The sequence below is a fragment of the Pseudomonas sp. Rh2 genome (assembly GCF_040762985.1).
GTDB lineage: Bacteria > Pseudomonadota > Gammaproteobacteria > Pseudomonadales > Pseudomonadaceae > Aquipseudomonas > Aquipseudomonas taiwanensis.
Genome location: NZ_CP142890.1, coordinates 1,404,982 through 1,421,202 on the forward strand (window position 1 = coordinate 1,404,982; position 16,221 = coordinate 1,421,202).

13 protein-coding genes are annotated in these 16,221 nt (G+C 61.4%); 7 read left to right on the forward strand and 6 right to left on the reverse strand.

The genetic code is table 11. The annotated features are described in order from the left end of the window. Positions 1-11: 11 nt before the first annotated feature. The 5 genes from VXM67_RS06330 to VXM67_RS06350 all read right to left on the reverse strand — a co-directional run bounded on the left by VXM67_RS06330 (position 12) and on the right by VXM67_RS06350 (position 7,079). Positions 12-1,490, reverse strand: a complete 1,479-nt coding sequence (locus VXM67_RS06330) for an alginate export family protein (protein WP_023378768.1) — start codon at positions 1,488-1,490, stop codon at positions 12-14. Beyond that, positions 1,487-2,989 (reverse strand): alginate biosynthesis TPR repeat lipoprotein AlgK, encoded by a 1,503-nt coding sequence (gene algK / locus VXM67_RS06335; RefSeq protein ID WP_023378770.1) that lies wholly within the window; start codon positions 2,987-2,989, stop codon positions 1,487-1,489. The genes VXM67_RS06330 and algK overlap by 4 nt, the downstream gene beginning before the upstream one ends. A gap of 13 nt (positions 2,990-3,002) precedes the next feature. Then, positions 3,003-4,169, reverse strand: coding sequence for an alginate biosynthesis protein Alg44 (locus VXM67_RS06340; protein WP_027908067.1), 1,167 nt, complete (start codon positions 4,167-4,169; stop codon positions 3,003-3,005). 36 nt (positions 4,170-4,205) lie between these two features. After that, entirely contained in the window at positions 4,206-5,687 is a 1,482-nt protein-coding gene (alg8, locus tag VXM67_RS06345) for a mannuronan synthase (RefSeq protein ID WP_023378773.1), read from the reverse strand. A 75-nt stretch (positions 5,688-5,762) separates the two neighbouring features. Then, positions 5,763-7,079, reverse strand: a complete 1,317-nt coding sequence (locus tag VXM67_RS06350) for a nucleotide sugar dehydrogenase (protein ID WP_023378775.1) — start codon at positions 7,077-7,079, stop codon at positions 5,763-5,765. Between the two features lie 920 nt (positions 7,080-7,999). On the opposite strand from VXM67_RS06350, the gene VXM67_RS06355 reads away from it, so the two are divergent. The 6 genes from VXM67_RS06355 to VXM67_RS06380 all read left to right on the forward strand — a co-directional run bounded on the left by VXM67_RS06355 (position 8,000) and on the right by VXM67_RS06380 (position 13,816). Then, positions 8,000-8,440 carry a hypothetical protein gene (locus VXM67_RS06355; protein WP_027908069.1) on the forward strand — a complete coding sequence of 147 codons (441 nt, stop codon included), beginning with the start codon at positions 8,000-8,002 and terminating at the stop codon, positions 8,438-8,440. A gap of 94 nt (positions 8,441-8,534) precedes the next feature. Further along, positions 8,535-9,335 carry a hypothetical protein gene (locus VXM67_RS06360; protein ID WP_023378778.1) on the forward strand — a complete coding sequence of 267 codons (801 nt, stop codon included), beginning with the start codon at positions 8,535-8,537 and terminating at the stop codon, positions 9,333-9,335. After that, entirely contained in the window at positions 9,332-9,997 is a 666-nt protein-coding gene (locus tag VXM67_RS06365; protein WP_023378780.1) for an ABC transporter ATP-binding protein, read from the forward strand. The genes VXM67_RS06360 and VXM67_RS06365 overlap by 4 nt, the downstream gene beginning before the upstream one ends. Next, positions 9,990-11,144, forward strand: coding sequence for an ABC transporter permease (locus VXM67_RS06370; RefSeq protein WP_202962684.1), 1,155 nt, complete (start codon positions 9,990-9,992; stop codon positions 11,142-11,144). Before VXM67_RS06365 ends, VXM67_RS06370 begins: the two co-directional genes overlap by 8 nt. Next, positions 11,137-12,600, forward strand: coding sequence for a TolC family protein (locus tag VXM67_RS06375; RefSeq protein ID WP_027908072.1), 1,464 nt, complete (start codon positions 11,137-11,139; stop codon positions 12,598-12,600). The genes VXM67_RS06370 and VXM67_RS06375 overlap by 8 nt, the downstream gene beginning before the upstream one ends. 46 nt (positions 12,601-12,646) lie before the next feature. Beyond that, the gene (locus VXM67_RS06380) at positions 12,647-13,816 is read left to right on the forward strand and encodes an HlyD family secretion protein (RefSeq protein WP_367237566.1); all 1,170 of its coding nucleotides are present in this window, start codon (positions 12,647-12,649) and stop codon (positions 13,814-13,816) included. Positions 13,817-14,055: 239 nt separating this feature from the next. Here the strand turns inward: VXM67_RS06380 and yaaA are convergent, their stop codons facing one another. Then, the gene (yaaA, locus tag VXM67_RS06385; RefSeq protein WP_023378784.1) at positions 14,056-14,835 is read right to left on the reverse strand and encodes a peroxide stress protein YaaA; all 780 of its coding nucleotides are present in this window, start codon (positions 14,833-14,835) and stop codon (positions 14,056-14,058) included. 136 nt (positions 14,836-14,971) lie between these two features. Here yaaA and VXM67_RS06390 point away from each other — a divergent pair, with 136 nt between their 5' ends. Then, on the forward strand, positions 14,972-16,108 hold the full coding sequence (locus VXM67_RS06390; protein WP_027908073.1) for a polysaccharide deacetylase family protein: 1,137 nt from the start codon (positions 14,972-14,974) through the stop codon (positions 16,106-16,108). Positions 16,109-16,221: the final 113 nt, after the last annotated feature.

The following is a 16,221-nucleotide window of genomic DNA, read 5'->3' on the forward strand; positions in this document are numbered from 1 at the left end:
CCTCTCCCGGCTCAATAGCGCCAGATCACGTCGACGAAGGCGCGGTGCATGTACGAGTCCGCTTCCTGGCCATAGGCGTCGCCCGGCTTGAACACACCGGCACGCAGACGTACCAGGGCCGAAGGTTCGTCGATGGCCTGGCTCATCGACGCCGGCAGCAGGCCTTGCTTGAAGTACTTGGTGACGACCACGTCCATCTCCTGGCCCAGGTCTTTCTCGCCATTGACCAGTGGGCGGTTCACGCCGTTGTCGTTGACCACGGCGTTGATGCCGCTGGAGCCGATGTTCTGTTGGTCATCGACACGCCAGAACTTGTGGTAGATGAAGCTTGCGTCGTAGTCGTCGCGCAGTTGCCAGGAGGCGAACAGGGTGGCCGCCTGCAGGTTGCCCAGCTCGCCACGGAACGCCTCGCCGAAGCGGTGGACGCGCGAACGGGTGCCGGTGAAGTTGGACCGGTTGCTTTCAAGGCCGGTCTGCTCGAAGTTGTTCGAGCCGTCGCTGCCGCCACCGCCGCTGCCACGGGCATAGGCCGCGCCGACTTGCCAGTTGGGGTCCAGGCGCAGGCGGATGCCGAGGTCGGTGCCCCAGGCGTTGACGTCACCGCTCTGCTTGCCGGTTGCCACCTGCTCGTTGCCCACCTGTTGGCTGCTCAGGGTGTCGCGGTCGCCCGTCAGCCAGGTGACGCTGCCCCAGTAGTTGACGGTGTGGTCATTGCGCCAGTTGTAGGCATCGCTGTTGGCTTCCAGGCCCAGCCAGGTGAGGTCGCCAGTGCGGGTCTTGTCCAGTGCGTCGACGGTTTCGCCTGGGTTTTTCAGGCTGCCGCTGTCGTGGCTGTGGTGAGCGCGCAGGCCGACCCAGTGGCCAGGGGTCCACTGTGTGGCGACATTGCCGTAGACATGGGTGCGGTCCTTGTCTTCCGGCGCCAGTTCGGTGAGGTCGGTGCGGTATTCGCTGAAGCGCTGGGCCACGCCCAGGTCAGCCTTGAGCAGGGTGGTGTCGAAGGTCCAGTTCAGGGCTTCGATATTGGTGTCGCGCCACATGCCATCATCGCTGCGCAGGCGCTGGCGACCCAGGCGAAGCTGCTCGCCGGGGTAGGCGGTGAGGCCGCTGTAGCCGACCCAGAACTCGCGCAGGGCCAGGTAGCTCTTGTCTGGCGTGCGGCTGTCCTCGCCAGTGTCGGTGGTGGTGCCGTCGTCGTTCTGGCGCAGGGTGTCGGTTTCGATGGTGTCGGTAGCGGTCACGGCCTGGCCCATGGCGTAGGCACTCCAGTTACCGCGTTCGCCGTACACCCATGGGCGCAGGTCCAGGCCCAGGCCATTGACGTCGCCGCCGGAGCGGGTGCCCAGGTCACGGTCGTCCTCGGACTGACCAGTGATTTTCACGTCTAGACCAAAGTTCTTCTCGGCGGTCATGTCCGCCAGGGTCGGGCACGACCACAGCAGGGCGAAGCTCAGGCCGATGCCGGCCTTCACGAAGGGATTGAGCGTCATAGCATGTCCTCACCGTCTACTTCTTTTTCATCGTCTTGCAGCGCTTCGATGGCCAGTGTGCTGGTGGCACCCCGGCCCATGCTGCCGCGTGCCTGCTTCTCCTGGGCCAGCAGTTGCTGGGCCTGGCTGCGTTGTTCAGGCGTGAGTTGCTGATCGAGCTGTGCAAGCAGTTCAGCCGACTGCGGCGTCGGGTTGGCCTGGGACAGCTGGGCGAACACCCAGGCGTTGGCCGGGTTGCTGCGGATACCATGGCCCTCGCTGAACAGCTGGGCCAGGGCGTAGTCGGCGCTGTTCTGGCCACCACGGGCGGCATTGAGCAAGTGGTCGACCGCTTTCTGCGGCTCGACATCGCCCAGGTATCCACGGCGGTACAGTTGGCCCAGGTAGTAGTCGGCACTGACTTCGCCGGCGTTGGCCGCCGCTTGCAGGTGTTGTTCGGCCTTCACGGCATCGGCCGGTACGCTCTTGCCTTCGTAGTAGAGACGGCCAAGCAGCAGTTCAGCACGGGGCTGTTGCGCTTCGCGACCTTTGTCGATGTAAGCCATCAACTGGTCGGTGTCGCCCAGCTCGGGGAAGTCGTACACCAGTTGCGCGAGGCTGACCCAGGATGCCGGATTAGATGGCGCGATCTGTTCGAGCAGGTCCTTGGCGGTTTTCTCATCGGTCTGGCCGAGGTTGCGGTCGGCCAGGACGCGGGCGACGCTGTCGACGCGGCTGGCCGGCACCGAGCCGCGGGCGTAGGCCGACTTGAGCTGTTGCAGCAGGGCAGCCTGCTGGTCGGTCTGGCCCCGCTTCTGGTAGACGGTCGCCAATTCGGCATAGCAGACGTCCAGGGTGTTCAGGGCTTCCTTGCAGAGCGCCTCGACCTTGTCCAGATTCTGGTCATAGGTGCCTTGGGTGCGGTACAGCAGCACCTGGGCCAGGCCGGCTTCCGGATAGCCAGCCGCGCGCCACTGGTCGATCTGCTGCTGGGCGTTGACCTTGGGGAAGCTCTGCGGGTACAGCAGGTAAAGCATCGCCAGTGGGATCAGGGTCTTGTTTTCGCCCTGCGCCGAAGCCTGCTTGAGCAGCCGTTCAGCTTCCTCGCGCTCGGCCTGGGTGCTGTCGGGTTTGGCCACCAACAAGCGGCCAAGGCGCGCCTGGGCACGCGGCGAGGTTGCTGCCGCGGCGCGGTAGGTCGCTTCGGCTTCCTTGAACTGCGCAGGGTCGCCACTGGTGACCTTGATGTCGGCCAGGCCCACCTGCGCGTCGCTGTAGCCCAGGTCGGCCAGCGCTTTGTAGTTGCGCTCGGCCAGGGCAGTGTCGCCACGCTTGAGCGCTTCGTTGGCCAGGCGCTGGTCGGGCAGACCGGCGCAACCGGCCAGGCTGACGGCCAGCGCCAGTGCACACCATGCAGATGGGCGAGCGCTGCGCGCTCCAGTGGACGACGCAGGCCCTGTGGCTGTGGCCTTGAGTCGCGATGGAGGGCAGAGCCCTCGCAACGGCGTCATGCAATTCATCAGCTCGATCCTCTTAAAGCCCACGGGCAACGGCTTTGTCGATCAACCAGTCCAGCGATGGACCACGGTCGCTGGTGACCGAGGCCGGGCGGCCGGCCAATTCGGCCGGCAAGGCGCCGTCAGGCTTGATTTGAACGCGGATATCGGAGGCCAGGTCTTCGCTGTTGAGGCTGGTGCTGCTGACGATATGGCCGGTGCGCACGTCGTCTTCGCCGGCGATCTGGAAGTTGACACGGGTGCCTGGTTGGACCTTGTCGAACTGGCGGTAGCTGAAGCGCGCCTCGATCAGCGGGTTGCTGGTACGCGGGATCAGCTGGAAGATCGGCTGGCCCTTGGCGGCGTACTGGCCGTCGTCCACCAGCTGGCGGGCGACCACGCAATCGCAGGGACTGGTGAGAGTCCCGGAGAGTTGCTTGCCGAACAATTCCTCGACCTTGGCCGGCTCCAGCTGCGAGTCGTCCAGATGGCCCTTGAGCATGTCCAGCATGCTGGTGCTGAAGCTGGCCAGCGGGGCGCCTTTGGCGATCAGGCCACCGCTTTCGACCAGGCTGCTCACCGTACCGTCGCGGGGCATGGTGACGTTGGTGGTCGGCACTGCCACCACGCCGGCTTCGGCATGGCTCACGAAATACATGCCATACAGCGACTTGGCCACGAAGCCGAAGGCGGCAATGCCCACCACGAACACGCCCAGGGTCACGGTCACCGCTTTCAGGCGGCCGAAGGCCGACAGGCCGGTACCTGAATCCTTCTGCTTGCGGGCCTTGGTGAAGTTGTCGCGCTGCAGGGTGCTCAGTACATCGCCGATGCTGATCAGCTCACCGGACAGGTGGCTGGTGATGATGTGGCGCAAGGTGGCGATGTCGCGTGGTTCCAGGTTCTGGAACTGCGCGCCGGTACGGCCGGTGTCGGCGAGGTAGGAGCGCACCTGGAATTCGATGTCCATCGACAGGCCAAGGTTGTCGACCACGAACTGCAAGCGCCCGCGCAGCACATCGCCAACCTTCAGTGGCTGCTTGGTGTGGAAGCTCAGGCCACCGGCGGAAAGGTCGTCGACCTTCACATCATGGGGCTGGCGCTGGGCATCCAGGAAGCGCAGCTTGGCGGGGATGCGCACCCGGGCGTGTTGGCGCTGGGCTTCGGACTCATGCACGACGTTGACATTCACGGCGGTATTCATGGTGGTTTGTTCCTTTAGTTCCGATCCGGGTTGGGCTCACACGACCATGAACAGCACAGCAACGAAGATGCTGGCAGCCGAGAAGGTCATGGTCCGCGAGGACCAGGTGTTGAACCATTGTTGAAAACTGGCGAGGTCGCGCTTCAGGGCAGTGGGCTGACGGGTCCAGGACTGCTTGTCGAGGCGGAAGAACACGTAGATCTTCATCAGCGCGCCGACGATCTGGTTGTAATAGAGAATCAGCGGGTAGGCCGGACCCACGTTGTGGCCGGAGCACAGCAGCATCACCGTCAGGATCAGGCGGGTGATGCCGATCCACAGCAGGTAAACCAGCAGGAAAGCCATGCCGAACTTGAGGCTGGCGATCACCGCCACGGTAAGGCCCAGCAGGCTGGTCCACATCGACACGCGTTGGTCGAACAGCACGATGCTGGTGAACAGCCCCAGGCGACGAACACCCAGTCCCAGGGCGCGGGAATTTTGCCGCAGGTTGTTGCCGTACCAGCGGTACATCAGCTTGCGACTGGCCTTCAGGAAGCTCTTCTCGGGCGGATGTTCGACCGTGTTGATGGCGGCATCGGGCACGTAGAAGGTGTCGTAACCCAGGCGCATCAGGCTGAACCAGCTGGACTTGTCGTCACCGGTGAGGAACTTGAACCGGCCCAGGCGCCAGTGCATCAGCGAGTCGCTTTCGACGTCGGCGATGAACTCGGGGTTGGTCACCACGCTGGCGCGGAACATCGACATGCGCCCGGTCATGGTCAGCACGCGCTTGCTCAGTGCCATCGAGCACATGTTGATGTGACGCTGAGCGAAGCGCAGCTTGTGCCACTCGCTCATGATGTAGCCGCCGCGCACTTCGCAGAATTCGTTGGTGGTCAGGCCGCCAACGTTGGGGTAGAGCTTGAACCAGGGCACGGTCTTGTTCACCACGCCATCGGCCAGCACGGTATCGCCGTCGATGACCGCGACCACGGCGTTCTCGTCCGGCAGCATGCGCGAGATGGCGCGAAAGCCATAGGCCAGGCCGTCGCGCTTGCCGGTGCCGGCGATGCGCACGATGTCGAGTTTCACATGTGCTGGCGGGTTGTACTTGGCCCACAGGCTTTTCACCAGCAGCTCGTCGGACATCTCCACCAGTGAGCACACCACGGTCGTCGGGTAGCCGCAGTTGATCGCTTCACGGATCACCGAGCTGTACACCTGGGCCGTGGTCAGTGCGTCGATGCGGAAGCTGGTCACCATCAGGTAGACATGCGACGGGTCAGCCGCCTTGCCCAGTTTCTGCACCTTGCGGCGCAGGTAGGGGTAGACCAGGTACAGGAAGATCATGCCGCGGATGAAATGGGTGGCGCCCATGGAGTAGCGCCAGATGCCGACTGCGCCGACCAGGAAGATGAAGTGCTTCGACTGCGAGTCGAAGATATCGCTGGGCAGGGCCAGGGCGATCAGCATGAGCAGGCTCATGTAGAGCAGCCACCCGGCGCACTGCAACAGCACTGTCTGGAGCCTTTGCATGTTCAGCATCCGTCGCGAAATCAGAAAAAGGGAGGGCAGCGGCGGTGGGGAGGCCACCGCTGCCCGGCCAAGGGCTTACCAGCAGATACCTTCGGTACGGCTGGCAGCGCAGGTGCCTTTGCTCATGAAACCGACCAGGTCGATCACTTGCTTGCCGGCCGGCGCTTGCTCGGCAAGGGCGCGGAACTGCTCGTCACGGTTGCCCAGGACGATGATGTCGGCGTTGTCGATGACCTTTTGGAAGTTGGCGTTGAGCAGCGACGAGACATGCGGAATCTTCGACTCGATGTACTCTTTGTTCGCCCCGTGAACGCGGGCGTACTCGACGTTCTCGTCGTAGATATCCAGTTGATAGCCCTTGCCGATCAGGCGCTCGGCCAGTTCCACCAGCGGGCTTTCACGCAGGTCGTCGGTGCCGGCCTTGAAGCTCAGGCCAAGCAGGGCGACCTTGCGCTTTTCATGGGCTTCGATCAGCTCGAAGGCGTTCTGGACCTGCGATTCGTTGCTGCGCATCAGCGAGTCGAGCAGGGGAGCGCGTACATCGAGGCTGGCGGCACGATAGGTGAGGGCGCGTACGTCCTTGGGCAGGCAGGAACCACCGAAGGCGAAGCCTGGGCGCATGTAGTACTGCGAAAGGTTCAGCACTTTGTCCTGGCAGACCACGTCCATCACATCGCGGCCATCGACACCCACCGCCTTGGCGATGTTGCCGATTTCGTTGGCGAAGGTGACCTTGGTGGCGTGCCAGACGTTGCAGGTGTACTTGATCATCTCGGCCACTTCGATCGGCTTGCGGATGATCGGAGCGTCGAGCTCTTCGTACAGGCTTTGCAGGATGTCGCCGCTGGCGCTGTCCAGTTCGCCAATGACGGTCATCGGTGGGTGGTCGTAATCCTTGATCGCGGTGCTTTCGCGCAGGAACTCAGGGTTGACCGCGACGCCGAAGTCGACCCCGGCCTTCTTGCCCGAGCAGTCCTCGAGAATTGGGATGACCACGTTCTTGACGGTACCAGGCAGCACGGTGCTGCGTACCACGATGGTGTGACGACGGGTGGTGTCGCGCAGCACATAGCCGATTTCGCGGCACACCGACTCGATGTACTCAAGGCCCAGGTCGCCGTTTTTCTTGCTCGGGGTGCCGACGCAGATCATCGATACATCGCTGGCACGGATGGCCTCGGCGAAGTCGGTGGTGCCACGCAGGCGGCCGTTGGCGATGCCTTGCTGCAGCAGTGCTTCCAGGCCTGGTTCGACGATGGGCGACTTACCCTGATTGATCAGGTCGATCTTGGTGCTGGAAACGTCCACACCAATCACGTCATGGCCACGTGCCGTCAGGCAACCTGCACAGACTGCACCCACATAACCCAAACCAAAGATGCTGATACGCATCGCTATCACCTCATGTGTTTATCACGCCAGCTCCTCCGGGAAGAGCCGGACTGGGTTGATTAACAACAGTTTTCGGGCGCACGGATCCATGGCGAAAGCACACTTCGCCGAGCGCAGGCATGAATGAATCCAGAGCGCACGAAGTTGTGCACTCAAAGTTGGCAGTCAAAAGCCAATAATTAAAAGGCGTGCCCTGAAATGCAGCCGTCTTTATTGCAAGGCGCTACTTGGCGCGATGCTGTGCTTGTTCTTTCAAGTGAAAAAATCCTTTGAAATCAACCACTAGGACGATTTGTTAGGGGCGCGTCTCTCCTGTAAAGACAGGGTTCTCGGGCTTTCCGTAGCCACTGTCGAAGTTTCCATGGCGGGTATGGATACCTGCCGTTGTCATCTGTAAGTCATCTCTCACACCCACGGCGCAAGATATTCGTTACGGCACTATGAGCGATGGGTCGTAGCAGAAGTTCCGAGGTGGGTTCCGCTCGGATGAAAGATTTCTAAATATTTTTTCAGTGGCTAATACTTTCATTCTGATAGCACGTCCCGGTTTCGTACCTATATACAAAGGGCGAAGTCGGGGTGGGATGTTCTTGTGCCAGCATCCAAAAAATTTTTTCAAAAATCGTCAAAAAACTACGGGCGGTCTTATGGCGTTTGGCGATAAGGGGGTTGCTGCTGGATTTTTGGCGCTGGAAAAATGGCGCTTTGCCGAATGAAGCCTGCGCTGCCGTGGTGCAGGGTCACATTCAGACATATTCAAAGCCCATAAAAAGTCTAAGGCTTTCTCGATGGCTGCCGTTAAGCCCTATGGACGCCCTTCGGGAGCTGTCCACGTACGAAGGAACGTCTTGGACATGCTTGGGACCACCTAAGGGCGCCTCATCCATCAACACACGGAAGAGTCGAGAGAGCGCCAACGTATGAAGAAGACATCGCTGTCACTGTTTGCCACGGCTTCGCTGATTTTTGCCGGAGGGGTGCAGGCGGGGCCGCCTGTAGAGGTAACGTTCAAGAATCTGGGAACACAGCCAGCTGTGTTGAAGCTAGTGACATCCAACGAGAGCAGTACTTACCAGATAGCCAATCCCAAACCTGACCAGACCGTTGAGCCTGGATCGGCGACCTACATGCGCGTTCAGCGCATTATCAGCCCGGACGTGAATGCCGCAATGGTGCGTTACACCATTGGTAGCAAAGCCTGTGCCTTCGGCACAACGTACCAACTGCGAACACTCCCAGGTGGAATCCAGAAGCCCGAATGGACAAAGGCTGCAACGCCGAGTGGTGGGGCCACTTGCCAGGCAACCATTATCAGGACGGCTGCTGATTATTCGTGGGTCGTTGAGTTCACCATGAAATAGCACACGGTAATAGCCTGGCCATGAAGGCACCTCATTGGCGAAGTGATGAGGTGCCGCTATTTCAAGATGCAATGGATATGTTGAGGTGCAATTAATGGATTCCATAAAACGGGATTTACTATCCAGTAGTGTACGGGCTGTTGTCACTCATGTGAAACGCTTGGATGAAAGTTCGGGCAAGTCAGTCATTGCTGTCGATCCCACGGAGGATGCTGGAAAAGAAGTAGAACTGTCAGCGTTCGCACAGCAACTAGGTGCTGCTGCCGAGCGTGCTGCAGCCCGAGACAGCCAGCTTTCACGCAAAGAGCTCGCCGCATTCGCAGCCAGGATCCTAGATAGCATAGGAGGGGCTGGGTACTTGCTTGCGAAAGACTTCTATGACAGCCAGCTCCCCGACACCGATGATCCTGAACTCATTGAACGTGCCAAAAAGGCAAACGCATTTGCCATGGGGACAGGTGATAATCCCTTCAAAGGGCTCAGTCGCGATCAGTTGAGTCTGATTATTTACGATGAGAGTGGGGCATTCACCATCAGTGAACGGCGTGCCGCATTGAGTGAAAGAACTGAGCAGCACAATGCGTGGGCTCGGCATATTATCGACAAGATGAATTCGGAGTATCGGAAAACGGGGCGTATTGATAACGGATTGCAGGAGACTCTCGATTACTACAAATCGCTCCCCCCTGTAGAGGTGGCGCAGTACGGTAACTACGAAGCCGGAATCATGATGCAGATGGGCTTGCAAGAAGTTGAGAGGCCCGAATTCAACATCTCTCTAATGGACCTGATGGCCAACGAATGGAAGCTCGCTACCGAAAGCGACCCATCGTCAAAGGACCCAGAGGCCGCCCTTCCAGCGACTGACACTGACGAGGAGGGAGCACGCGGATGAGCCCAATCCTTTCCCTGGATGGCGTTACCCGTTTTCTGGGCAATCAGCCCATCCTGCACGATGTCTCGCTGTCGATCCCTTCTGCCCAGACCTGTGCCATCGTCGGCCCTTCCGGTTCAGGCAAGAGCACCTTGCTTAATTTGATGGGCCTGCTGGATCAACCCTGCCAAGGCCGTGTGCTATTGGCCGGCCGCGACATGACAGCCGCGAACGCCGACCAACGCGCGATCCTGCGCAACCGCATGATCGGCTTCGTCTTCCAGAGTTTCAACCTGATACCGCGCCTCACGGCGCTGGACAACGTTGCCTTGCCGCTCTGTTATCGGGGTGTTCGGCAAGCAGCGGCACGCCGGGCGGCGCAGGTGCAATTGGAGGCGGTCGGGCTTGGGCTGCGGGTCCGGCATCGCCCCGCAGACCTCTCGGGTGGCCAGCGCCAGCGGGTGGCCATGGCCCGAGCCTTGGTGACAGAACCTCGATTGCTGCTAGCCGACGAGCCGACAGGCAACCTGGATGCGGCTACGTCCAACGAGGTGCTGGAATTGTTGTTGGCGCTGAACCGGGAACGGGGCGTGACCTTGGTCATGGTCACTCATGACGCCACCCTGGCCCGTCGTATGGAGCGGTGCCTGCAGGTGCAGGATGGAGGTGTCGCGAGTGCCTGAGGCCTACGGCCCTGATTGGCGGCATCGCGTGGGTGAGGCGTTGGCCAGTTTGCGTTTGCTGGGGCGCCGTGCCTGGCTGGCGTTGCTAGGTATCGCGGTAGGCTGCGCTGCCGTGGTGGCTTTGCTCAATATTGGCCACAGTGCGGCGCAGCATGCCAGGCAACTGTTTCAGGGCCTGGGCAGCGAGCTCATGCTCATCGACCTGACACCCGCAGGCCGTTTCCCTGGATTTTCCGGGCTGCCGGCGGAAATCAACGCGATCGCGCCGTTGGCAATGGCGGTGGTCACTGTGCAGTCGCGTGGACAACAGCGAGAAGTGCTGGTTGCCGGCAGTACTCCACATTTGGTGCAGGTCCTCGGCTTGACCGCTGGCGAGGGGCGTCTGTTGTCGATGTATGACGATTCCAGCCCCCACGTGCTTTTGGGTGCGACATTGGCTCAGACCCTCGATGTCAACGTAGGAGATCGGCTGGCGCTGGGCGCCTACCTGTTCAATGTCGTGGGGATACTCGCGCCGCTGGGCTACAACCCGATGCTACCGGTGCAGCTGGACGATGCCGTGCTCATGCCGTTGCAGGGCATGAGGCGCCTATTGGCCTCCCCTGAGATCGGCACACTGCTGGCGTTGGGGCGTGATACTGCAGTCATGTCGCAGGCTGCCATTGCCCTGAAGGACTACCTGAATGCTCGGCTTGCGGGGCATGAAGTCGAGGTACGTCTTCCGCAGCAACTGATCGAAGGCATGGCCGACCAGTCGAGCCTGTTCCGTTGGTTGCTTGGCGGGTTCGCGGGCATTGCGTTGTTGCTGGGTGGCGTTGGGGTAATGAACGTGATGGTGATGAATGTCGCTGAACGACGCCGAGAGATCGGTGTGCGTTTGGCGTTGGGCGCACGGGCTCGGGATATCGCCTGGCTGTTCCTGCTCGAAGCCATTTTGTTGGCCGGTGCGGGTGCATCAACGGGAGCGCTGGTCGGGCTTGTAGGCGCTTGGCGCTTTGCAGTCGCATCGGGGTGGCGTTTTACCGTGGACGGCTCGTCGTTGCCTTTGGGGGTTGGCAGTTCGCTGATTGTGGGCGTGTTCTTCGGGTTGCAGCCCGCGCTCGCCGCTGCGCGTTTGCAACCGGTGGTGGCGTTGCGTGATGACTAGGTGGCTGGCGATCGCCTGTGGGTTGTTGATGCCTTTGCAAGGGGTTGCCGGTGACCGCTTGCAACTGTCTCGGCCAACGCAAATCCACGCGGTATCGGCCAAAGCCTTCGCGGTCGATGTCGGGGAGGAACTGGCCCTGGAACTGGTGGATGCCATCGCCTTGGCCCTGCGTGACAATCGGGCGATTCGCAGCGCCTACCTCGAGCGTATCGCTCAGAAGTTCGACTTGCGTGTGGCACGTGATCACTTTGCCCCGCAACTAACGCTCAAGGCGCGTTTTCTGGGCAGTCGTAACCAGGACGATCGCTATCGCGAGGCAGAGGTGACGCCGTCGGCCAGCCTGCTGACGCCCTATGGCACTCGCTTGAGCCTTGACTGGGCCTATGGCCAAACGCGTGCCGAGGAAGCGGGTAATCGCTACCGTGATGGCGCCAACCTCATGGTGGTCCAACCCCTGTTGCGTGGTGCCGGGCGAGCGGTGGCAAGCGCACCGTTGCGCCAGGCGCGGTTGACCGAGCAGACCAACCGGCTGGCGCTCAAGGACAGTGTGGCGCAGGTGATCACTGACACGATCAAGGTCTACCGTGACCTGCTGCAAGCCCAGGAACAACTGCGCATCGCTCGCGATAGCCTGGCCAGGGCGCGGCAACTGGTGGAGGTCAACCAGGCGTTGATCGCTGCTGGGCGCATGGCAGCGTTCGAAATTGTCCAGGCTGAAGCAGAAGTTGCCAATCAGGAACTGGCATTGCAAGGCAGTCTCAATCAACTGCATGCCCGCCGCCTGGCACTCGCTCAAACCCTTGGCATAGCGCTTTCCACACCGCTACGGGCGACGGAAAAGCCAGTGGTACGGCCGCTGCAGGTGGATGGCCAACAGGCGATAGGCAAGGCCGAAGCGATGCAGCCTGCGTACCTGATGCAACTGATTGCCGGCGAGCAGGCCGCGATCGATTTGCAGGTGGCGCGCAATGACCAGCGGTGGGACCTGTCGCTGGTCAGCGGTGCCACTCAGGCACGAGCGCGCCCTGGCAAGGACAAGGCGTGGGAACACTACGTTGGGTTGGAACTGGACATTCCCATCGGTGACTTGAGTCGTCGTCAGAAGGAAGTCCGGGCGCAGGTCGCCTTAGAAAACCATCAAGTGAGCCTGGCGGAGTCCCATCAGCAACTGCAGCGCGATGTCGCCAATGCGGTTCGGGACATCAATGTCCGTTGGCGTCAGTTAGAGATCGCTGGGCGTGCGTTGGCACTGTCACGTCGAAAGCTGCAGATCGAGCAGGAAAAACTGGCCGTGGGGCGTTCGAGCAATTTTCAGGTGCTCAGTTTTGAAAACGACCTGCGCACTGCCCAGAGCATTCACCTGGATGCCACGATCGCTTACCTCAATGCTCAAGCCGAACTGGACCAGACATTGGGTACCACGCTCGATAGCTGGGATGTGACGCTCAATGACTAGGCGACACCTGTTGGCGTGCGCGTTCGTGACGCTTGCTGGAGCCTTTATGGTGTTCTGGCTATCGCGACCTGTGTCGACAGTGCAGGGCGGTGTCGAGCGCTGGCAGCGCGTGGAGCCGCACCTGCTGGAGAGTCAGTTGGGTCTTGTCGGGCGGATTCACGCCGGTCGCCAGCTCATCCTGGCCGCGCCTTTCGATGGCTCGATTGCCGCATTGTTCGTCGAGGATGGGCAACAGGTGCAGGCTGGCGAGACGTTGATGATGCTGGATACCGAGGGTCTGGAAATCCAGTTGCGCGAAGCGCAAGCGCAAGTGCTCAAGGCCGGTGAGGCGCTGCGGCAGATGCAGGGTTGGCAGGACGGGCCAGAGGTGGCGCAGGCCCGACGTGCGCAGGACCGCGCCCGTGGCGCATTGGCTGTGAGTCAGGCGGAGCTTGACGATACCCGACGTTTGTTCGATCGCGGCATCGTTGCGCGAATGGAGGTCGATAACCTCATTCAGCAGGTACGGGTCCAGCAACAGGGCGTGCTGGAGGCAGAACATGCGTTACGGCTGACCCGCGCGCGTGGTCAAGGCAATGACCTGCGCATTGCGCAGATGGAGATGACCAATGCCCAGGCGCGTTGGCAGGCATTGGCGCGCATGTGCGAGCAACGGGTGATCAAGGCGCCTTTCCCGGCATTGGTGGCGCGGGCAAGCCATGCTGTTGCAAGACCGCAGCGGCACCTTCAGGTGGGGCAACAGGTTGCTCAGGGGCAGCCTTTGCTGGCCTTGGTCGATGTGGGGCGGTTAGAGGTGTTGGCGAAAGTGGAGGAGGGGGACCTGGGCAAACTGCGCGAAGGCATGTCGGTTGAGGTCAGGGTGGCCGGCCAGCAGCTTGCAGGGCGGGTGCAGCGCATCGCACTTCAGGCCAGGGAGGACGGAGGTGACGGTGCCTGGTATGACCTGGTGGTATCGCTCGATACACCGTCCCAACCGTGGGCGTTGGGTTTGCGGCTAGGCATGAGCGCGCAGTTGAAGGTGGTCGTGCATCGCAGCGAGCGGGGGATTGCCGTGGCGCCTGAGTCGTTGCGTGTGGATGAATCAGGACGAACCTATGTGGTCTACCGCGAGGCGGAAGGCCAACCCGAGCGCAATGTCTTCGTCGAGATTGGCGCAACCGTGGCCGAGGGCGTTGAGGTGCAGGGGCTGGGAGCGGGGGATGTGCGGATGCCTTAGGCGTAGGTCGATAGCGTTGTTGTGGTCTTGAGATCGAGCGCCGCCCGCGCGGCGCATCGCGAGCAAGGCTCGCTCCTACGTTTGTTTCGGGCCAGTGGGTTCTGTGGGATTTGCGCGCGACCGCTTTGGTGAAGGCCTCATTGGCCGTAAACGACCGTAGGAGCGAGCCTTGCTCGCGATGCGCCGCGTGGGCGGCGCTCGATTTCAAAACCACACGCCAACCAAAACAGGGCCGACACTCATTCCCCCGGATGATCCCGCAAGAACACGAGGTGATCCGCCTTCGACTGCTCCGCGCTGTAGTAATACCCCTGCACATCGAACTGCTTGAGCTGTGCCGGGTCGTTGACCTGCTCCTGGATCACGAAGCGGCTCATCATCCCGCGGGCCTTCTTGGCATAGAAGCTGATGATCTTGTACTGGCCGTTCTTCAGGTCCTTGAAGTCCACGTCGATCACCCGCGCCTTGAGCGCCGAGCGCTTCACCGCGCTGAAGTACTCGTTACTGGCCAGGTTCAGCAGCAGGTCATCGCCTTGGTCGGCCAGGGCCTGGTTCAGCCATTCGCTGATACGTGTCCCCCAGAAGGCATACAGGTCCTTGCCCCGGGCGTTGGCCAGTTTGGTGCCCATTTCCAGGCGGTAGGGCTGCATCAGGTCCAACGGGCGCAGCAGACCGTACAGGCCGGAGAGCATGCGCAGGTGATCCTGGGCATAGCTGAAGTCGTCCTCGCTGAGGGTCTGGGCATCCAGGCCGGTGTAGACGTCGCCCTTGAAGGCCAACAGCGCCTGCTTGGCGTTGGCGGGGGTGAAGTCCGGGGTCCAGCTGCCGAAGCGGGCGGCATTGAGACCGGCAAGCTTGTCGGAAAGGTGCATCAGTTCGCTGATCTGGGCTGGCGACAGGTCGCGCAGTTGCTGGATCAGCACCTGGGAGTCGTCCAGATACTGGGGCAGGGTGAACCGCTCGGTCACCGGCGGGGTTTCGTAGTCGAGGGTCTTGGCGGGGGAAATCACCGTCAGCATCGGTTCGGCTCCTGGAATCGTTGCCGCGAATTCTACGGATAGATGGAGTTAAGTCCAAACTATGGCGACGATAGCCACAGACCATCGCCTCATCAGGCGCTATAGTGCGCGTTTCGCCGCTGCGGAGAGTCTGAACGTGCGCATCGCTGGTGCCTTCCTGGTCATGCTGTTAAGCCTGGCTACCCAGGCCGCCCCCCTTCCACCGGCCAGCCTGGACCGCCGCGTGTGGCCAGAAGCGCTGAACAGTCCGGCGCTGTTCGATGTCGCTTCGCGCGCCGAGATTCTCTCGTTTGCCCAGGTGCTGCACGAGAGCGAGCTGCTGGACGACGCGGCACTGGCCAAGCGCCTGGGCCTGCGCCAGATCAACCTGCAAAAGATTCGCGCGGTGCGGGCACGCATGTGGCAACGCGTGTTCCAGGGTTACCAGCAAGCCCAACGCAGTTGCGAGCAGGACGCCTCGTTCTGCTATCCGGTCGACTCGATGGCCGACTTACGTGCTCAAGCGGCGACGTTCGCAGGCGATGTTGGCACGTTCTACACCGGTTGGATCGAGCCGAGCCACCAGTTCCATGTGCTGTACCTGGATGAGCAGTTGCGCAAGGCGGCGCTGTTGCCGCAGACCACCAGCGAGGTCGAGCGTCTGTCGAGTCGTGAGCGCAATGGCGATGAGCTCAATGACCGTATGTTCCTGCTCACCTTCGTGGGCGGCCCGGGGCCGGAGGAGGGCAGCACCGATGCATTGAGCCGTTACCTACGTAGGCAGAAGATGCAAGGCACGTTCTTCGTGCTGGGTAACCGGCTGCAACAACGGCGCGACGGCGGCAAGGCCAATGCGCTGGCCGAGCTTTATCGGGGTCAATGCGTGGGTATCCAGGGCTGGGAGTACCGTTCCCATGCCCAGTGGCAGGACTGGCAGGATTCGCTCAAGCGCAGCCAGGCCAGGGTGCAGGCCGACCTGCCAGAGCAGTATGTGCCCCTGTTCCGTCCACCTTACGGCCAGCGGCGGGCCGATGGCGAGGCGTTCATGGCCCGTCAGCAGTTGCAGGTTTCGCTATGGGATATCGATGCCCAGGACGCTAGCGCCCTGAGCGCCGAGGCCTCGGCACAGCGTGTGCTGACCTTGATGTTGCTTTGGCGCAAGGGTGTGATCCAGCTGCATGACAGCCTGCCCAAGGCGCAGCCGGTAGTGGAGTGGCTGTTGCACAACACGGCGCAGAGCGGAATCGGCTGGGAAGGCTGCCGCGATTACGGGTATCGCGAAACGGGGGTATGACTTTTGACTGTAGTCCTCGCGAGCCTGGTCGCCAACCCCTGTTCGTCAATCGGAAAAATAAACTTCATTGACGCGTAAAAATACTTTTTTTAGTCATGGTTTTTGCGGTATGA